Here is a 16279-nt window from a genome sequence, read left to right as displayed (position 1 = left end):
CCTTATGGCTACGGAAGACGCGGTGCGCGAGGCACTGGCGACGGTGAACGACCCCGAGATCAACCGCCCCATCACCGAGCTGGGGATGGTCAAGTCGGTGGAGATCGGTGTGGACGGTGCGGTCGCGGTCACCGTGTACCTGACGGTCTCCGGCTGCCCGATGCGCGACACCATCACGCAGCGCGTGACGGACGCGGTCTCCCGCGTCGACGGCGTGACCCGGGTCGACGTCACCCTCGACGTGATGAGCGACGAGCAGCGCAAGGAGCTGGCGAACGCCCTGCGCGGCGGTCAGACCGAGCGTGAGGTCCCCTTCGCCAAGCCGGGCAGCCTGACCCGTGTGTACGCGGTCGCCTCCGGCAAGGGCGGCGTCGGCAAGTCCTCGGTCACGGTGAACCTGGCGGCGGCCATGGCGGCCGACGGTCTGAAGGTGGGCGTCGTCGACGCCGACATCTACGGTCACAGCGTGCCGCGCATGCTGGGCGCCGACGGACGCCCGACCCAGGTCGAGAACATGATCATGCCGCCGTCGGCGAACGGCGTGAAGGTCATCTCCATCGGCATGTTCACCCCGGGCAACGCGCCCGTGGTGTGGCGCGGCCCGATGCTGCACCGCGCGCTCCAGCAGTTCCTCGCGGACGTCTACTGGGGCGACCTCGACGTCCTGCTCCTGGACCTGCCGCCCGGCACCGGCGACATCGCCATCTCGGTCGCGCAGCTCGTCCCGAACGCCGAGATCCTGGTCGTGACGACCCCGCAGCAGGCCGCGGCCGAGGTGGCCGAGCGGGCCGGCTCCATCGCCGTCCAGACGCACCAGAAGATCGTCGGCGTGGTCGAGAACATGTCGGGCCTGCCCTGCCCGCACTGCGGCGAGATGGTCGACGTGTTCGGCACGGGCGGCGGCCAGACGGTCGCCGACGGCCTGACCCGCACCACCGGCACCAGCGTCCCGGTCCTCGGCAGCATCCCGATCGACGTCCGCCTCCGCGAGGGCGGCGACGAGGGCAAGCCGGTCGTCCTGACCGACCCGGACTCCCCGGCGGGCGCCGCCCTGCGCTCGATCGCGGGCAAGCTGGGCGGCCGTCAGCGCGGCCTGTCGGGCCTGTCGCTGGGGATCACCCCGAAGAACAAGTTCTGATCTCGCACGTCTGCGGTCTGCGGCTCCGTCCTTGGTCAACCTTCTGACCAGCGGCGGAGCCGTCGACGTTTGTCAGTGTTGGTTGGCGTTGAGCGCCCCCGCACGGCCCGGAGACGGCCCGAGACTCCCCCTGGGGGATGATCCCCTTGGAGGGGTGCTAGTGAACATGCTTGAGCTGATGGGATGGCTGGCCGAGCGGGGGGTCACGACCGTGTTCAAGGTCGACGGTGATCGCATGACCGAGCACAGGAAGGCCTGGACGGTCATCGTCAGTGGCGGGCCGCTAGGCGAGGACTCGTTCTTCCGTGCAGACCTGGGTACGGCCGACGCGTGCCTTGACTCGTTGCTCACTCACCTCGAGGGCAAGGGCTTGTCGCCGTTCGCGTGACCGCGTCGTCCTGGTGGTCGACGCAGCCACTCGATGCGAACTATGGGCAGGACGGTTGCTGAGGCCTTCCCGCCTGCTCACGGGTCTCCGAGCGGTTCAGGATCGCCGCTAGCGGTCACCCTGGTTGCTGTACTGCCGTGCTGTACCGCAACCAGCATCAGCACTAGCTGAAGAGCTTCCCTGGCCCTCTGTTTCCTGCCCCGACTGTTCGTCGGACTGGTGGCTGAAGCCCGACCGTGCTGCGCGAAGCCCGACAGCTCCCACAGCAAGGGTGGCAACGGCCTCAGGGTGCACATCGAGCATGACGAGCCCCAGACCAGCTGTGAGCACCGAAATGGAGACGAACAAGTCGATTCGCCGTAGACGCGAGCGCATCGCCCAGTACCTTTCTGTACGTCCGCTGAGTTGCGGTGGGTGTCAACACTGCTTGGCACCCTCGGCGTTGCACCAGGCGCAACGGTGTTGCCGGTGATTCGGCAACGTGGATCGGGGGGTCGGATGGGGGAGCTGCTACCACTTGCAGACGAGCTACCTAGCGAAGTGCGAGCACTGTGCGGGGCACTACGGGATCTATTTGCGAGCCTAGGCGTCTCGGTGCGCCGATACGCCGCCCGGCGCAGTCGCGATCCTGGAGCAGTTTCTCGTTACATGAGTGGCGCGAGAATTCCACCATGGGAATTCATGCTCGACCTACTAAATGACGTTTCAGAGGCTCGAGGAAATGCGCCAACACCTGAAGCAATCGCAACTATCAAAGCGTTGCACCGTAACGCCCTGAGGGCTAGCAATGCTCCAGCACATGCGATGCTACTCCTACAGGATCAGCTGGCCGAAGCAGATAGAGAAGCGCGCGCGGCAACCGTCGAACGACAGGTACTCGCCGAGGCACTGCAGGAGCGCCAGCGGCGCATTGCAGAATTGCAGGTGCAGGTAAACGCTGCAGAGGCAGACAGGGGGCGACAAGTCCGAGAGCTGACGGCCGAGGTAGAAGCATACGAGGCGCAATTTACTACGCTCACGTCAGAACGCAATCACCTCAGGTCCGCCATCCTGCAACTCGAAAGACAGTTGAAGGAAGCCACGAGACGTCACCTTGAAGCAGAGCGGCGCTGCGAGCTGCTGGAACGACAACTGGCAATGATCGATGAGAAGTCTGCAAGCGGCGATTGGCACTCTGACAAGAAGGCAAAAATCCTCCTAGTCGACAGTAAGCCGGAAAACATTATGGCCCTTCGGGCAATTCTCTCAACAATGGATCAGGATCTCCTGGAGGCGCATTCGGGCGAGCAGGCGCTAAGCATCACAGCGTCGAGCGACATATCCATTGTGCTCCTGTCCGCAGAAATAGATGGAAGCATGGACGGGTTCGAGATCGCCTCGCACCTCAAGCACCGACTGCGCTCTCGGCACATTCCCATTATTTTCCTCACTTCGGTGAAACACGGCCCGCACTACACATTTCGAGGGTATGCCGCTGGGGCTGCCGATTACATCTCCAAACCCGTCGACCCCTGGGTCTTGCGAGCAAAAGTCGCCGCCTTCGTCGAGCTGTCCGGGCGAACGCGGCGCCGAGCCATAGAGGATGACCCGGAGTAAGAGCCTTTACGGTACGCGAGCGCCAAGGACCCGCAACCCACCACTTCCCCCAACTCCCATCCCGTCTGCCGTCGACCCACACCCCGTGGAGCGGGCGTGGTTCAGGGCGTCAAGGTGGAGCGCGCAACTGTACGAACGACCTTGACGCCCTGGGCCGCGCCCGCTCGGCTCTGCCTGGGTCGATGGCAGGCGGGATGGGAGCCTCCCCGCGCTCGCCATCTACGGGCCGGCACTCGCGAACGGTGCCCCCGCCATCCCGGAGCCTGAGCGCCCCCGCCGGAGGCATGTGTCCTTGCCTGTGCCTGGCGGGCAAGCCGTGTAGCTGTCCTCCTGTAGCCCCGCCATGTATTTCGCCCCTTGCGGGCGCGGGCGTCGACGGCGGGCCAGCCCCGGCGGCGAAGACGAGGAGGGGCAGGCCCGCCGTCGACGACCGGCGCCGCCGCGCGGCGCGCGGCCCTCTCTCGAACGACGTGAGAATGCTGATCAGTCTTTGAGGTGCCGGGAATCGTCAGGTGACCTTGCCGCCGTCGATGTGCTCTTTTCTCTGGGCTCCGTCCACCTGGCGCGAGCGGAGCGAGCACTTGATGAGGTAGAGAAACCTGTAACAGCGATCACTGACGGGTCGTCTGCTCGATGATCCACGTCTGGTAGTCGGCCGAAGCTTGCTGGATCGGCAGAGAGATCACGCAGGGGACTTCGTAGGGGTGGTCCCGTTTCGTTCGGGCGATGATCTGCGGGACAAGGTCCGCACGTGTATGCAGTGTGACGTGGGCTTCGGTGGTGTCGTGCACTTCGCCGTGCCATCGGTAGATCGACCTGATGGGCATGATGTGCCCGCTCGCACAGAGCCGCTCGGACACGAGGCTTGTCACGAACGCTGCCAACCATTCAGGGTCTGGTGCTGTGATCACTACCGTGCAGACGTCGGTCACAAGGGGACTCCTTGGTCCTCTCGAAGTTTGGCGTTCAGCTCCAGGGCCTCTTCCTCAGTTCGGGCCGCGCTTCCCCACCCCGTCATGATCTTGCCGTCGTAGCTAAGGCCGACCCACCGCCCCGACATGTTGATGCCGTGCGGGTGCAGCACGAAGTACAACGTCCCCTTGGAGCGCACGGGGCCGTCGTTGGCGACGTACCACCCCATCAAGATCTCGTTGTCCCACAGACGCAGCTCCCCGCGCCAGTGGTAGCCGCCGTCCTCAACGCTGATCCCGCGCGTGGCCGTGTCGAGGTGGATCAACTCGTCTTGCTGAGTAAAACGAACCTCTTGGACGGTGATCACTTCCTCTCCGTCCTTGGATGTCTGCCATGACATCCACCAGAGGCCAGACAGATCGACCCTGTGGGACGGCAGACCTGCAAGTTCGTTGACAGTGATCCCGAGGGCTTGCGCGATTGCGACGGCCACGGACAGCACGGGTTGCTGCTCGCCTGCCTCGTACCGCCTGATCTGTCGGCGGTCGACCCCTGCAGCTGTGGCTAGTTCGGCCTGCGACATGCCTAGCTCGTTGCGCCGCTTACGGATCACTTCGGCCATGTTCATACCTCCATTCTCGGGGGACGTCTTAGTCCTTGACAACTGGACTCATCCGTCCTCAGGATGGAGGAAGAATCAGTCCCCTGCAATGGGACTGAAAAGGCGGGGCGACGCCCTACCGCCAAGCAGATGCGTCGCCCCTGGGTTCCCTCGAAGGGAAGTTCCATCATGCCCGTGACGCTTGCTGACGCGCACCCGGCGCCGTTATCTGCCCCGCTGTCCCGCCGCGATGACGCCGTCGTCCTGCCTTCACCGTGCTGGGCCTGCGGCGCACTCGGAGGACTCGACTGGATCAACGTGGACGGCATCGGCGTCCTGGTCCACGGTCAGGAACGCTGCCCGGTGGCCGTGCCCTTCGTCTGGGAGACGGGCCAGTCGCTGACCTCGCTGACTGAGGCGGTGGCCGCATGACCACCACGCTCACCGGGAATGAGCGGCTGCGTGCCGCCATGGTCGCAGCGAACGTCACCATCGAGGGCCTGGCCGACCACCTGGGCATCGACCCGAAGTCGGTGGATCGCTGGCTGAACACGGATCGGACCCCGCACGCCCGCAACGCCGAGGCCGCCGCCAAGTACCTGCGCGCGGACGCCTATCACCTGTGGCCCAGGCTCGGCGAGCGTCACCGCTCCATGCCGACCGCTCAGGATGAGGTCGTCGCCTGCTACCCGATGCGCTCCACCGTCCCCTACGGCCTGTGGCGCTCCACCCTGGCTGGTGCCGCGACGGTGATCGACCTGGCGATAGCCAACCTGCTGTTCCTGGCCGACGCGGTCTGGGACCTGCCGACCCTGCTGGCCGACAAGGCATCGGCCGGCGTCCGCGTCCGCATCGTCACCCCGGAAGATCCGGCCGGACCGGTCACCGGGCTGGGCGACGTCTTCCCTTCACTGCTGACGGTCCCCGGTCTGCGGCTGTCCACGCACCCCGGACTGCGGGCCGACGTCCTGCGCGCGGACGATGACCTGCTGGTCACCACACCGATCGACGGCCTCACCCCGGCTCTGGCTCCGGTCCTGCACCTGCGCCGGTTAGGCCCGGCTCCGATGACCGGCGGCTACCTGGCCACTCTCGATCACCTCTTCGCCACGGCCACTCCCGCCCGGCCGATGGCGCACCTGCGGGCGGTGGCCGCATGACCCACCTGCCCGTTTCCACGGCTGCCGTCGCTGACGTGGCGGCAGCTGTGGGCACCGATCCGCTCACCCTCGCCGACCTGCTCCGGGTCGCCAACGCACCGGGCTTCGACCGCTGGCAGGAGCAGATCCGCCGCACGGGCGGCTGCTCCAACCCGATCCACCTGCAAGGTTCGACGGTCACCCGCGATGCCAAGAGCGGCGACGTCCTCTACTTCTACAGCACCGACCAGGAGCCGGGCGGGCGGCTTCGGGTGGCTTGCGGTAACCGGCGTGCTTCGCGGTGCCCGGCCTGCGCCTGGACCTACGCGGGAGACACCTATCACCTGATCCGCGCCGGGATCACCGGTGATGAGGGCAAGGACGTGCCCGCGACCGTGCGGGATCACCCGCGTGTCTTCGCCACCCTGACCGCGCCCTCCTTCGGCCCGGTCCACAACCGGCCCGCTTCCGGGCGCTGCCGTTGCGGAGTCCAGCACGCCGAGAGCGATCCCGCCCTCGGAACGGCTCTGGACCCGGAGCGCTACGACTACGCGGGAGCGGTGCTGTGGAACAACCACGCCGGGGATCTGTGGCGCCGCTTCACCATCTACCTGCGCCGTGAGATTGCGGCCCGCGCCGGCATCACCCAAACCGCTCTGCGAGACACCTGTCGGGTCTCCTTCGGCAAGGTCGCCGAGTTCCAGAAACGCGGCTCCGTGCACTTCCACGCCGTGGTGCGCCTCGACGGCCCGGAAGGCCCCGACACTCCGCCCCCGGCCTGGGCCACCGTCGCTCTCCTGGACGTGGCGATCCGGGCCGCCGCCGCCCGCGTCGCCGTACCCGTCCCGGCCGCCGGGGACTTCCCCGCACGAACCCTGCGCTGGGGGAAGCAGGTTGACGTGCAGCCCATCGGCGCCCTGGGCCACGAGGAGCTGACCGAACAGGCCGTCGCCTCCTATGTCGCCAAGTACGCGACCAAAGCCGCCGAGACCACCGGCACCGTCGACCGCCGCATCGGTGAACTGGCCGAACTCGACAAGCTCGGCCTGCCCGCGCACACCCGGCGGCTGATCGAAGCGTGCTACCAGCTCAACGACGCCTACCCGGACGGCCTCTTGGCCCGGTGGGCTCACATGCTCGGCTTCCGCGGGCACTTCTCCACCAAGTCCCGCCGCTACTCCACCACCCTCGGCGCCCTGCGCCAGACCCGCGCCGACTACCGCGCCCGGCAGGAACGCCGCGAACGCGGACTCCCCGAGGACCTGGACGACGCCGACGGCTCAACGCTCGTCCTCGCCCACTGGACCTACGCCGGGCAGGGCCACTCCCCCGGCGAATCCTGGCTCGCCGCATCCATCGCGAAGGAGATCCGACTGAACCGGGAGACAGCACGCGAAGCGATGACCGACCTCGACGGCCGGGAGGTGTGGGCATGAAGCGATCGCTTCCCGTTCAGTACCTGACCCCGGAAGACCTCGTGGTCATGCTGCGTCTGCCGAGCGTCGAGACCGTGTATCAGTGGCGGCGCAAGGGGGTCGGGCCCCGCGGTTTCCGCGTCGGCCGGCATCTGCGTTTCCACCCGGATGATGTGAGCGCCTGGGTTGAGTCCCTGATGATGAAGGGGGCTGCCTGATGGCCGGGCACATCCAGGACCGCTGGTACAAGACCGAGACCGGCTCTGATGGCAAGCCACGCAAGGTCAAGACGGATCGCTACGGCGTGGGCCTGCGCTACCGCGCCCGTTACATCGGGCCGGACGGCAGTGAGAAGTCGAAGAGCTTCCCCGACCGCAGGAAGCGCGAGGCCGAACAGTGGCTCGGCTACCTCGAGGCGGACATGGCTCGCGGGGCCTACATCTCTCCGCGTGCCGGGCGCGTCACCTTCCAGCAGTACGCAGAAGAGTGGATGAAGAGCCAGGATGCGGACCCCGCGACTCGCGAGTCGGTCGAGTCGCGCTTGCGCCTGCATGCCTTCCCGCACATCGGCCAACGTCCTATGGCGTCGTTCACCCCGTCACACCTGCGGTCCTGGCTCCGGGCCCTGGAGGAGATCGGGCTTGCTGCCGCGTATCGCCGGGTCATCTTCGCGCACGTCTCGACCGTGTTCACCGCCGCCGTGGAAGACCGGATCATCCACGAGAACCCTTGCCGCTCCCGCTCGGTGAAGGCGCCTCGCCTTGATCCGAGGAAGGTCGCCCCATGGTCATATGGCCAGGTCCGCGCTGTGCGGCACGCACTCGATGATCGCTATCGCGTCCTCGTCGACCTCGCGGCCGGTTGTGGACTGCGCCAGGGTGAAGCGTTCGGCCTGGGTATGGAAGACATCGACTTCGAGAGCGGCACGCTGCACGTCGTGCGACAGGTGAAGCTTCTACAGGGACGCCCGGTCTTCGCCCCGCCCAAGGGCGGCAAGCCCCGGTACGTGCCCCTGCCCGGCTCCGTAGCCGCATCCGTGTCGGCTCACCTGACCAGGTACCCGGTGTCTGAGGCGCAGCTGCCCTGGCGAACGTTGGACGGCCCGCCTCTCTCGGTCCCGTTGATCTGCCGGACCTCGGCCGACCAAGCGATCGGGCGCAACACGTTCAATGCCGGGTACTGGCGCCCTGCGCTGCTGGCCGCCGGCGTCGAGCCAGGGCCCGGCAACGGCATGCACGCTCTGCGGCACTTCTATGCCTCGGTCCTGCTCGATGCGGGCGAGAGCATCAAGGCTCTCAGTGAATACCTCGGGCACGCGGACCCGGCGTTCACGCTTCGCACCTACACGCATCTCATGCCCAGCAGCGACAGCCGGACCCGGTCCGCCGTGGATGCCCTCTTCGGCGCGCCTTCCCACTCTGACGGCCCACCGGCGGCCCCCACGGGACGAACCATGGCGTGACCTGCGGCTTTGACCCAAGAACAAGTTCTGACCCGCCCTCAGGGGCGTACGTAGGGCGAAGGGGCGCCGCGTGGTTCGCGGCGCCCCTTCGTCACGCGGGGAACGTGGTGTCACGCGTAGGACGCGATGTCCTTGATCATGGCGAAGCCCAGGCCGTACGCGCTCATGCCGCGGCCGTACGCGCCCACGTGGACGCCCTCCTGGGTGGAGCCCGCGAGGACCCAGCCGAACTCGGACTCCCGGTAGTGGAACGGGGTGGGCACCCCGTCCACCGGCAGGGACAGCGTCGACCAGTCCGGTCCGTCGAGGTCGTCGGCCAGCGCCCACGCCGTCTCGGTCTGCTGGTCGAGCCAGTCGTCCCGCAGCGAGTGGTCCATCTGGGGCGGCCAGGTGAAGGACAGCAGTCCCACGCCGGCCAGCCAGGCCGCCGAGGAGACCGTGGTGGCCTCCAGCAGCCCCGTGCCGTCGGCGCTGCGGCGGGACGGGTTGGCGGCGACGGTCACCACCACCGCGAACTTCTCGCGGCCCTCCGCCGCCTCGTTGAGCACGGACGGCTCGTCACCGTGCCCGATCGAACCGTGTTCCACGGCCCCGTCGGCCGCCGTGCCGACCTGCATCAGCCAGCGCGGCCCGGTGAACGCCTCGTCGAGGCCGTACCAGGGGAAGGGCGCCAGCAGATAGCCGTCGACCGTGCGCCGGGCGGACGCGACCTGTTGGCCGCTCTCCTCGGTCGATGCCTGCGCGGCCGCTCGACTCGTCGTCTGACTCGTCGTCTCCATGTGCCCGGACGCCTCCTCGATCTCGCCGGACCAGCCCGGCCCGCCCCCCTTCGGGCGTACTCGTCCGGTCCGCACAACAACTCGGCAGCATAGCCACACCGCTGCTGACAGCCGGGAAGCCGCCCGGCGCGCGGGGCGCGTGGACGGCGCGTTCAGGCCGCGCGGGGGCCCGGCCGGAGTATGAGAAGCGTCACGTCCGGGCGGGGTACCGGGCTTCTCAGGTGGCGTCGGCGTCGTACGGCGGGTGCTCGACGCGCGGGGTCTCCGGCTTCTTCGTCATGTCGACACGGCCACCGGCCGACCCGGCGGACGGCATGGCCGGCGGCTCGGTCTCCCGGCTGTGGACGGCGTCGGTGACCTCGGCCATCTCCTTCTTCAGGTCGAAGCCGTTGCGGATCTCCTTCAGCCCCAGGTCCTCGGTGTCCAGCTGCTTGCGGATGAAGGTCTTGGGGTTGAGGTCCTCGAACTCGAAGTCCTTGAACTCCGGGCCGAGTTCCTTGCGGATGTCCTGCTTGGCGCTCTCCGAGAACTCGCGGATCTTGCGGATCGTCCGCGTGACGTCCTGGATGACCTTGGGGAGCTTGTCCGGACCGAAGACGAGCACGGCGAGGACGATCAGCGTCACCAGCTCGAGCGGTCCTATGTCATTGAACACCTGAAGCTCCTTGCGATGTCCTCGGTCCTCGGCCCTCGGTGGTCGCTTGCGGGTCTTTCCGTGGTCCGGGCCGCCCCCACGTTACCCAACCATCCACCACGACCGGTACTGTGCCGGGCGGTGTGAGACCGGTGTGAGTGTCACCGCCCGCTCGACGAGCCCAGCGTCAGCCTCAGCGTGATCTCCTTGCCGTCCCGCTTCAGGGTCAGCTCCAGGCGGTCGCCGGGGCGATGGGCGCGGGTCTTGATGATCAGTTCCTCGCCGGAGTGCACGCGTGCCCCGTCGATCTCGGTGATGACGTCGCCGGGCTTGATGCCGGCCTTGGCGCCCGGTCCGCCCTTGGTGACGGCGGGACCCCCGTCGCTGTCCTTCGTGCCGACCCGGGCGCCGTCGCCGGAGTACTCCATGTCCAAAGTGACGCCGATCACCGGGTGGGTGGCCCTGCCGGTGTTGATCAGTTCCTCGGCGACGCGCGTGGCCTGGTTGACCGGGATGGCGAAGCCGAGGCCGATGGAGCCGGCCTGGCCGCCGTCGGGCTCGGCGCCGCTGCCCGCGGAACGGATGGCGGAGTTGATGCCGACGACCCGTCCGGCACCGTCGAGCAGCGGGCCGCCGGAGTTGCCGGGGTTGATGGGCGCGTCGGTCTGCAGGGCGTCGACGTACGACACGTCGCTGCCGTCCCCGCTCCCGCCGCCGGCGGTGATGGGGCGCTGCTTGGCGCTGATGATGCCGGAGGTGACGGTGCCTTCGAGGTCGAAGGGGGCGCCGATGGCGACGACGGGGTCGCCGACCTGGACGTTCTCGGAGTTGCCGAGCGGCAGGGGCCGCAGTCCGCTGACGCCGGTGACCTTCACGACCGCGAGGTCGTAGCCGCTGTCCCGGCCGACCACGGTGGCCTTGGCGGTGTCGCCGCTGTGGAAGGTCACCGATATCTCGCCGTCGTCCCCGGCGGGTTCGACGACGTGGTTGTTGGTGAGGATGTGACCGCGGTCGTCGAGCACGAACCCGGTGCCGGTCCCCTGCTCCGAACGGCCGCTCACATGGAGGGTCACGACGCCGGGCAGGGCCCGGGCGGCGATCCCGGCGACACTGTCCGCGGCCCGGCCGGGCGCCTCGACGCCGGCCTGTGGCAGCTTCACGGGGTCCAGGCCGCCGTTGCGTTCGAGATAGGCCCCGAGGGCGCCGCCGACACCGCCGGAGACGAGGGCGATCACCAGGGCGCCGGCGAGGAGCGCCCCCTTCACCCGCCCGCGCCGCCGCACCCCGGCGCCGGCACCGCTCTCCTGCAGGGGCGCCGCCGCCCGTTCCGCCGCGCGCGCCCAGGGGTCGTAGTTCCGCCAGGGGTCGACGGGGGCGCCGGCCGCCGGGGGAACGGCGGGCGGCGGCGTGTCCGCGAAGGCGGGGTCGGGTACGGCGTGGGCGGGGGTGCCGGGGGCCGTCGGGTGGTGGGGTGCGGGCGGGCCGGGCACGGCGGCTGCCGCCGGGGTGCCGTGGGCAGGGGTGGCCGCCGGGTGCTGGACCGGCGGGGCGGGAGCCCAGGGGCCGGGCTCGCCGTAGGGCGGCGTGCTGTAGGGGTCGGGGTCGTGCAGGGGCCGCGGGCTCGTGTCCTGGGGCGGGGCGGGGGTGACGGGAGCCTCGGTCGCGGTGCCGGGAGCCGGCGCCGCCTTCGTGCCCGTCGCGGCCGTTTGCGCCGGGGTGTCGGGGTCCGAGGCGGGCGCGGCCGGTGCCTCTGCCGCCGTGCCCGTTCCGGCGTCCCCCTGACCGTCGCGCGGCTGGGGTACCGACGGCCGTCGCGGGCCGGCGAGTTCGAAGTCGCCGTCCGCGGTGGCCCGGGCCTCGGAGGCGGGCGGAAGGGTGTAGTCGCCGTCCGTGCCCGGAGCCTCCTCGGGCCTCGCGGGGCGGGCCAGTTCGAAGTCGCCGTCGGCGGAACCGCCGGAAGGGGCCGGGGCGGTGTCCTCCGCCCCCGGGGAACCCTCCTGCGGCCGGGGGCGGTTCCACCACTTCGCCCGCGTGGGCTTCCCCTCGTTCATGCTCTGCTTCCTACTCACTTCGGCCACCCGTCCGGCGGGCACGCGGACGCGCGGCCCACCCCGGATTCAACCAGGTTCGTGGGCCGCCGCGCAGAGGGCCGGGTCAGGGTCCGGTGGCCGGGGAGGCGGAGGGTGAGGAGGTCGTACCGGGGACGGGTGCGGCGAGCAGGCCCGGGGTGGCGGTGGTCCCGGAGTCCTTGGACCAGGAGGTGAGGCTGAGCGGCGGAGTGGCGCTCAGCGGACGTATCAGCGGGGACATGGCGGCGGCGCCGGCCACCACGGGGGCCGTCAGGGTCCGCATGTCGTGGGCCGCCGACGAGGCCGGCGTCCCGGGGAGCAGGGGAGCGGGCGTCCTGGTCGGGGCGACCGGGGTCCGCGCCCCTCCCGACGCCTGCCCCTGCACGAGCAGCGGGCCGGTGCCCCTGCGGCGCTGGGTATCCGGGACCGTGGTGGCACCGGTGCCCTGGGAGCGGGCCGGGGTCACATTGCTGCCGCCGGAGCCGCCGCGCGCCTCGGTGTCGGTGGGCACGCTGCCGGTGACCCCGCCGAGTGCGAGGGCGGCCAGCGACACGGCTCCGGCCGCGACGAAGGCGAACCGCATCCGGGAGGACGCGGAGCGGTCGGTGTCCTGACGTCCGTTCACCGGGTGGGTGCGGAAGCCCCGGTCGGCTCCGGTGAGCGCGACGTGCCCGCCGGAGGGGACGTACCCGAACTCGAACGCGTCGTCCCGCTTCACTCCGAAGACGCCCGCGGTGCCCGGCCGTCCGGCCAGTCCGAATCCGCCCCCGCCGAGCGGCGAGCCGCCGCCGTCCAGGTCACCTCCCCCGGGGAGGCCCTGGAGGCGGGCCAGGAAGCTCTCGGAGGGCGGCGGGGGTGCCGCCTCCGCGAAGACGTTCTTCAGCCGGCGCTGTGCGTCGACCTCGGCCTTGCACCGGGCGCAGGTCGCCAGGTGGGCCAGGACGCGCTCACGCGTCTCATGACCGAGCTCTCCGTCCACGAGGGCGGAGAGTCGGTCGCCAAGGTGCTGCTCGGCGAGGAGCCGTTCGGTGGGGTCGGGTCGAAGGCCGCTCACGCGCTCGCGCCCCCTCCCCCCAGAGCGGCCACGCGCGGCACGAAGGAGCGGCGCTCGGCGCGCGCCTCCGGCGAGCGGTGGGCGAGGGCCTTGCGCAGCTGCGAGCGGCCGCGGTGGATCCGCGAGCGGACGGTGCCGAGCTTGACGCCGAGGGTCGCGGCGATCTCCTCGTACGACAGGCCCTCGATGTCGCACAGGACCACTGCGGCGCGGAACTCCGGCGCGAGGGTGTCGAGGGCCTGCTGGACGTCCGCGTCGAAGTGGGCGTCGTTGAAGACCTGTTGGGGCGTGGGCTCCTTGCTGGGCAGCCGCTCGGCGGCGTCCTCGCCCAGCGCGTCGAAGCGGATGCGCTGCTTGCGGCGCACCATGTCCAGGAACAGGTTGGTGGTGATGCGGTGCAGCCAGCCCTCGAAGGTGCCCGGCGTGTAGGTCGACAGGGAGCGGAAGACACGGACGAAGACCTCCTGGGTGAGGTCCTCGGCGTCGTGCTGGTTGCCCGTGAGCCGGTAGGCGAGCCGGTAGACGCGGCCGCTGTGCGTGCTGACGATCTCCTCCCAGGTGGGCGGAGTCCACGCCTGCCCGTCCGCGTCGGTGGAGAAGGTCGCGGTCTGGGCGAAGTCGCCGGCGTGGCTGTGGTCAGCGGTGTCGTTCACGGATTTCGGCCTCCCCGCCGATCCGAGGAAGCGCCGCAGCACCCCTCCCCGATCCGCAGGCGCGGCCGCACCTCCCCTATCGGCTCTGGCGGTGTCCAGTGGAGCCCCTACCATAGCCACCTCGCCCGTTAGCTCCGGATAAGCGGTTTTACGAGTGTTTGAACTGGGCTGACACGGCTGGTGCGCCTGCGTCAGCACTTGCTCGCGACCCTGCTCGTCATCGTGATCCAACCGTGTCCCCCCGCTCGTCTTCCCACCCTTCCAAACGCGCGGTCCCATCTGCGGGTTCCCGGGCGCAACGGATACAGTCACGCCGAGGCAACCACGGGGACAGGAGAGGGTCATTACCGGCAACCGGCAGACGAGCTGGGCGTTCGCCGACGCCTACGTCGCCGAGGACGACGTCCTGCGCTGGGCCCGCGACCGGGCCCGGGAGGCGGGGCTGCGCTCGGTGTCGCCCGGCACGGGCGCCGCGCTGGGGTTGCTCGCCGCCACCGTGGACGCCAAGGCGGTCGCGGAGATCGGCACCGGCACCGGCGTGTCCGGCATCCACCTCCTGCACGGCATGCGCCCGGACGGCGTCCTGACCACCGTGGACTCGGAGCCGGAGCACCAGCAGTTCGCCCGCCAGGCCTTCCGCGCCGCGGGGTTCGCCGGCAACCGCGCCCGTTTCATCCCGGGCCGCGCCCTGGACGTCCTGCCCCGGCTCGCGGACGCCGGTTACGACCTCGTCTTCTGCGACGGCGACCGGCTGGAGTTCCTCGACTATCTCGCCGAGTCGTTGCGTCTGCTGCGCCCCGGGGGCCTGGTCGCCTTCGAGGGCGTCTTCGCCAACGGCCGTACCGTCGACTCCGGACCGCAGCCCACCGAGGTGATACGCGTCCGGGAGCTGCTGCGGGCGGTGCGGGAGAGCCAGGAGCTGGTCCCGTCGCTGCTCCCGGTGGGCGACGGGCTGCTGTGCGCGGTCAGGCGCTGAGCGACGCCGCGGGCGCCGTGGGCCCGGAAACCAGCGGCCCCGGCATCCGTGGAATGCCGGGGCCACCGAAAGGGTAGGGTCGCTTCCGCGTCAGCCGACGACCTTCTTGAGGGCGTCGCCGAGCGCGTCGGCCTCGTCAGGGGTCAGCTCGACGACGAGCCGACCGCCGCCTTCGAGCGGAACGCGCATGACGATGCCCCGCCCCTCCTTGGTCACCTCGAGCGGGCCATCGCCCGTCCGCGGCTTCATGGCCGCCATGCTCGTTCCCCTTCCTGAAACCAGCTCATCGTCAAAGCCGACGGCCCCATGGAGGGCACGCGCCTCGGGAGTGAGACACGCGACACCGGCATCGAACACATTGCTTCCCAGCCATTATCCCGCATCTCAGGACCCGATGACCAACATCGGTTGGCATCGCTTGAGCAACGCGCGCGAGCAAAACCACCCAATTCGGCGATGTGGCTGCGATACTGCGCCACCGCGCGCGCTTCGGCCGCACACGCCCGGGCGTGCATTCTTTGACGCAGGTCACACGTCCCGTGCCCGTGGCGGCCCGTGATCTCCGCCATGCTGTCCCTCAGACATGGGCGTACCGACGAGTACGAGTACGCCCGGAGCCGCCGCACCGGAGGGGATACGCCATGGCCGACACCGTGCTCTACGAGGTGAGCGACGGGCTGGCGACGATCACGCTGAACCGCCCAGACGCGATGAACGCGCTGAACATCGCCGCGAAGGTCGCCCTGCGGGACGCGGTCGAGGCCGCCGCCGGCGACGACGCCGTCCGGGCCGTGCTGCTCACGGCGGCCGGGGAGCGGGCGTTCTGCGTGGGTCAGGACCTGAAGGAGCACATCGGGCTGCTGGCCTCCGACCGGGAGACCGGGACGAAGCTGACCATGACCACGGTCAAGGAGCACTACAACCCGATCGCCCGGGCGCTGGCCGGGATGCGGAAGCCCGTCGTGGCCGGGGTGAACGGCGTCGCCGCCGGGGCGGGCCTCGGCTTCGCGCTGGCCGCGGACTACCGGGTGGTGGCGGAGACGGCCGCCTTCAACACGTCGTTCGCCGGCGTCGCGCTGACCGCGGACTCCGGGATCTCCTGGACGCTGCCGCGGGTCGTGGGCCCGAGCCGCGCCACCGACCTGCTGCTCTTCCCGCGCAACATCAGCGCGCAGGAGGCGTACGACCTGGGGATCGCGAACCGGCTCGTGCCGGCGGCGGAGCTGCGCGCCGAGGCCGAGCGGGTGGCCCGGGGACTCGCCGCGGGCCCGACGGTGGCGTACGCGGCGATCAAGGAGGCGGTGGCGTTCGGGCTGTCGCACTCCCTGGAGGAGACCCTCGAGAAGGAGGACGAGCTGCAGACGCGCGCGGGCACCTCCGAGGACCACGCGATCGCGGTGCAGGCGTTCGTGAAGAAGGAGAAGCCCACGTACCTGGGCCGCTGAGCGGAGGGCGCCGCCCGC

18 protein-coding genes are annotated in these 16279 nt (G+C 69.8%); 10 read left to right on the top strand and 8 right to left on the bottom strand.

Features of this window, described 5'->3' with window-relative positions:
• The first annotated feature begins 4 nt into the window (after positions 1–4).
• From ACFRAC_RS09775 to ACFRAC_RS09765, 3 genes are all read left to right on the top strand, one after another.
• Positions 5–1138: an Mrp/NBP35 family ATP-binding protein gene (locus tag ACFRAC_RS09775; RefSeq protein ID WP_382922936.1), complete on the top strand. Its 1134-nt coding sequence runs from the start codon at positions 5–7 to the stop codon at positions 1136–1138.
• A 166-nt stretch (positions 1139–1304) separates the two neighbouring features.
• On the top strand, positions 1305–1526 hold the full coding sequence (locus tag ACFRAC_RS09770) for a hypothetical protein (RefSeq protein ID WP_382922932.1): 222 nt from the start codon (positions 1305–1307) through the stop codon (positions 1524–1526).
• A 681-nt stretch (positions 1527–2207) separates the two neighbouring features.
• Positions 2208–3122, top strand: coding sequence for a response regulator (locus tag ACFRAC_RS09765; RefSeq protein ID WP_382922930.1), 915 nt, complete (start codon positions 2208–2210; stop codon positions 3120–3122).
• A gap of 611 nt (positions 3123–3733) precedes the next feature.
• Here the strand turns inward: ACFRAC_RS09765 and cutA are convergent.
• Positions 3734–4054 (bottom strand): divalent-cation tolerance protein CutA, encoded by a 321-nt coding sequence (gene cutA / locus ACFRAC_RS09760; protein WP_382922928.1) that lies wholly within the window; start codon positions 4052–4054, stop codon positions 3734–3736.
• The gene (locus tag ACFRAC_RS09755; protein ID WP_382922926.1) at positions 4051–4656 is read right to left on the bottom strand and encodes a helix-turn-helix transcriptional regulator; all 606 of its coding nucleotides are present in this window, start codon (positions 4654–4656) and stop codon (positions 4051–4053) included. The genes cutA and ACFRAC_RS09755 overlap by 4 nt, the downstream gene beginning before the upstream one ends.
• Positions 4657–4830: 174 nt before the next feature.
• On the opposite strand from ACFRAC_RS09755, the gene ACFRAC_RS09750 reads away from it, so the two are divergent.
• From ACFRAC_RS09750 to ACFRAC_RS09730, 5 genes are read left to right on the top strand one after another with little or no spacing between them, the layout of a single operon-like run.
• Entirely contained in the window at positions 4831–5067 is a 237-nt protein-coding gene (locus ACFRAC_RS09750; RefSeq protein WP_382922924.1) for a hypothetical protein, read from the top strand.
• Positions 5064–5795 carry a helix-turn-helix domain-containing protein gene (locus ACFRAC_RS09745; RefSeq protein ID WP_382922922.1) on the top strand — a complete coding sequence of 244 codons (732 nt, stop codon included), beginning with the start codon at positions 5064–5066 and terminating at the stop codon, positions 5793–5795. Before ACFRAC_RS09750 ends, ACFRAC_RS09745 begins: the two co-directional genes overlap by 4 nt.
• Positions 5792–7210 carry a replication initiator protein RepSA gene (gene repSA / locus ACFRAC_RS09740; protein ID WP_382922920.1) on the top strand — a complete coding sequence of 473 codons (1419 nt, stop codon included), beginning with the start codon at positions 5792–5794 and terminating at the stop codon, positions 7208–7210. The genes ACFRAC_RS09745 and repSA overlap by 4 nt, the downstream gene beginning before the upstream one ends.
• Positions 7207–7407, top strand: coding sequence for a helix-turn-helix domain-containing protein (locus ACFRAC_RS09735; protein ID WP_382922918.1), 201 nt, complete (start codon positions 7207–7209; stop codon positions 7405–7407). The genes repSA and ACFRAC_RS09735 overlap by 4 nt, the downstream gene beginning before the upstream one ends.
• Positions 7407–8651 (top strand): tyrosine-type recombinase/integrase, encoded by a 1245-nt coding sequence (locus ACFRAC_RS09730; RefSeq protein ID WP_382922916.1) that lies wholly within the window; start codon positions 7407–7409, stop codon positions 8649–8651. The genes ACFRAC_RS09735 and ACFRAC_RS09730 overlap by 1 nt, the downstream gene beginning before the upstream one ends.
• A 110-nt stretch (positions 8652–8761) precedes the next feature.
• Here ACFRAC_RS09730 and ACFRAC_RS09725 read toward each other — a convergent pair whose 3' ends face one another.
• The 5 genes from ACFRAC_RS09725 to sigE all read right to left on the bottom strand — a co-directional run bounded on the left by ACFRAC_RS09725 (position 8762) and on the right by sigE (position 13954).
• A complete protein-coding gene (locus tag ACFRAC_RS09725) occupies positions 8762–9430 on the bottom strand; it encodes a hypothetical protein (protein ID WP_382922914.1) in 669 nt (222 codons plus the stop codon).
• A gap of 217 nt (positions 9431–9647) precedes the next feature.
• A complete protein-coding gene (locus ACFRAC_RS09720; RefSeq protein ID WP_382922912.1) occupies positions 9648–10085 on the bottom strand; it encodes a sec-independent translocase in 438 nt (145 codons plus the stop codon).
• Between the two features lie 140 nt (positions 10086–10225).
• Positions 10226–12115 carry a trypsin-like peptidase domain-containing protein gene (locus ACFRAC_RS09715; RefSeq protein ID WP_382922910.1) on the bottom strand — a complete coding sequence of 630 codons (1890 nt, stop codon included), beginning with the start codon at positions 12113–12115 and terminating at the stop codon, positions 10226–10228.
• A 103-nt stretch (positions 12116–12218) separates the two neighbouring features.
• On the bottom strand, positions 12219–13187 hold the full coding sequence (locus tag ACFRAC_RS09710; RefSeq protein ID WP_382922908.1) for a zf-HC2 domain-containing protein: 969 nt from the start codon (positions 13185–13187) through the stop codon (positions 12219–12221).
• Positions 13184–13954 (bottom strand): RNA polymerase sigma factor SigE, encoded by a 771-nt coding sequence (sigE, locus tag ACFRAC_RS09705; RefSeq protein WP_382922905.1) that lies wholly within the window; start codon positions 13952–13954, stop codon positions 13184–13186. The genes ACFRAC_RS09710 and sigE overlap by 4 nt, the downstream gene beginning before the upstream one ends.
• Before the next feature lie 163 nt (positions 13955–14117).
• On the opposite strand from sigE, the gene ACFRAC_RS09700 reads away from it, so the two are divergent.
• The gene (locus ACFRAC_RS09700; RefSeq protein WP_382923236.1) at positions 14118–14816 is read left to right on the top strand and encodes an O-methyltransferase; all 699 of its coding nucleotides are present in this window, start codon (positions 14118–14120) and stop codon (positions 14814–14816) included.
• A 90-nt stretch (positions 14817–14906) separates the two neighbouring features.
• On the opposite strand, the gene ACFRAC_RS09695 is transcribed toward ACFRAC_RS09700, so the two are convergent.
• Complete coding sequence (locus tag ACFRAC_RS09695) at positions 14907–15074, bottom strand: DUF3117 domain-containing protein (RefSeq protein ID WP_003966491.1); 168 nt, start codon at positions 15072–15074, stop codon at positions 14907–14909.
• Positions 15075–15457: 383 nt separating this feature from the next.
• Between ACFRAC_RS09695 and ACFRAC_RS09690 the strand changes: the two genes are divergently transcribed.
• Positions 15458–16261, top strand: a complete 804-nt coding sequence (locus ACFRAC_RS09690; RefSeq protein ID WP_382922903.1) for an enoyl-CoA hydratase/isomerase family protein — start codon at positions 15458–15460, stop codon at positions 16259–16261.
• Positions 16262–16279 lie beyond the last annotated feature (18 nt).

The sequence above is a fragment of the Streptomyces sp. NPDC056628 genome, assembly GCF_042792555.1.
Classification (GTDB): Bacteria; Actinomycetota; Actinomycetes; order Streptomycetales; family Streptomycetaceae; genus Streptomyces.
The sequence above is the reverse complement of the archived record's forward strand: the minus strand, read 5'-3'. Positions and strand labels throughout refer to the sequence as shown.

What these genes read in the sequence shown, in the direction of transcription:
- ACFRAC_RS09775 (WP_382922936.1), top strand. Translation starts at nt 5, where the DNA reads ATGGCTACGGAAGACGCGGTGCGCGAGGCACTGGCGACGGTGAACGAC.
- ACFRAC_RS09770 (WP_382922932.1), top strand. Translation starts at nt 1,305, where the DNA reads ATGCTTGAGCTGATGGGATGGCTGGCCGAGCGGGGGGTCACGACCGTG.
- ACFRAC_RS09765 (WP_382922930.1), top strand. Translation starts at nt 2,208, where the DNA reads ATGCTCGACCTACTAAATGACGTTTCAGAGGCTCGAGGAAATGCGCCA.
- ACFRAC_RS09755 (WP_382922926.1), bottom strand. Translation starts at nt 4,656, where the DNA reads ATGGCCGAAGTGATCCGTAAGCGGCGCAACGAGCTAGGCATGTCGCAG.
- ACFRAC_RS09745 (WP_382922922.1), top strand. Translation starts at nt 5,064, where the DNA reads ATGACCACCACGCTCACCGGGAATGAGCGGCTGCGTGCCGCCATGGTC.
- repSA (WP_382922920.1), top strand. Translation starts at nt 5,792, where the DNA reads ATGACCCACCTGCCCGTTTCCACGGCTGCCGTCGCTGACGTGGCGGCA.
- ACFRAC_RS09735 (WP_382922918.1), top strand. Translation starts at nt 7,207, where the DNA reads ATGAAGCGATCGCTTCCCGTTCAGTACCTGACCCCGGAAGACCTCGTG.
- ACFRAC_RS09730 (WP_382922916.1), top strand. Translation starts at nt 7,407, where the DNA reads ATGGCCGGGCACATCCAGGACCGCTGGTACAAGACCGAGACCGGCTCT.
- ACFRAC_RS09725 (WP_382922914.1), bottom strand. Translation starts at nt 9,430, where the DNA reads ATGGAGACGACGAGTCAGACGACGAGTCGAGCGGCCGCGCAGGCATCG.
- ACFRAC_RS09715 (WP_382922910.1), bottom strand. Translation starts at nt 12,115, where the DNA reads ATGAACGAGGGGAAGCCCACGCGGGCGAAGTGGTGGAACCGCCCCCGG.
- sigE (WP_382922905.1), bottom strand. Translation starts at nt 13,954, where the DNA reads ATGGTAGGGGCTCCACTGGACACCGCCAGAGCCGATAGGGGAGGTGCG.
- ACFRAC_RS09695 (WP_003966491.1), bottom strand. Translation starts at nt 15,074, where the DNA reads ATGGCGGCCATGAAGCCGCGGACGGGCGATGGCCCGCTCGAGGTGACC.
- ACFRAC_RS09690 (WP_382922903.1), top strand. Translation starts at nt 15,458, where the DNA reads ATGGCCGACACCGTGCTCTACGAGGTGAGCGACGGGCTGGCGACGATC.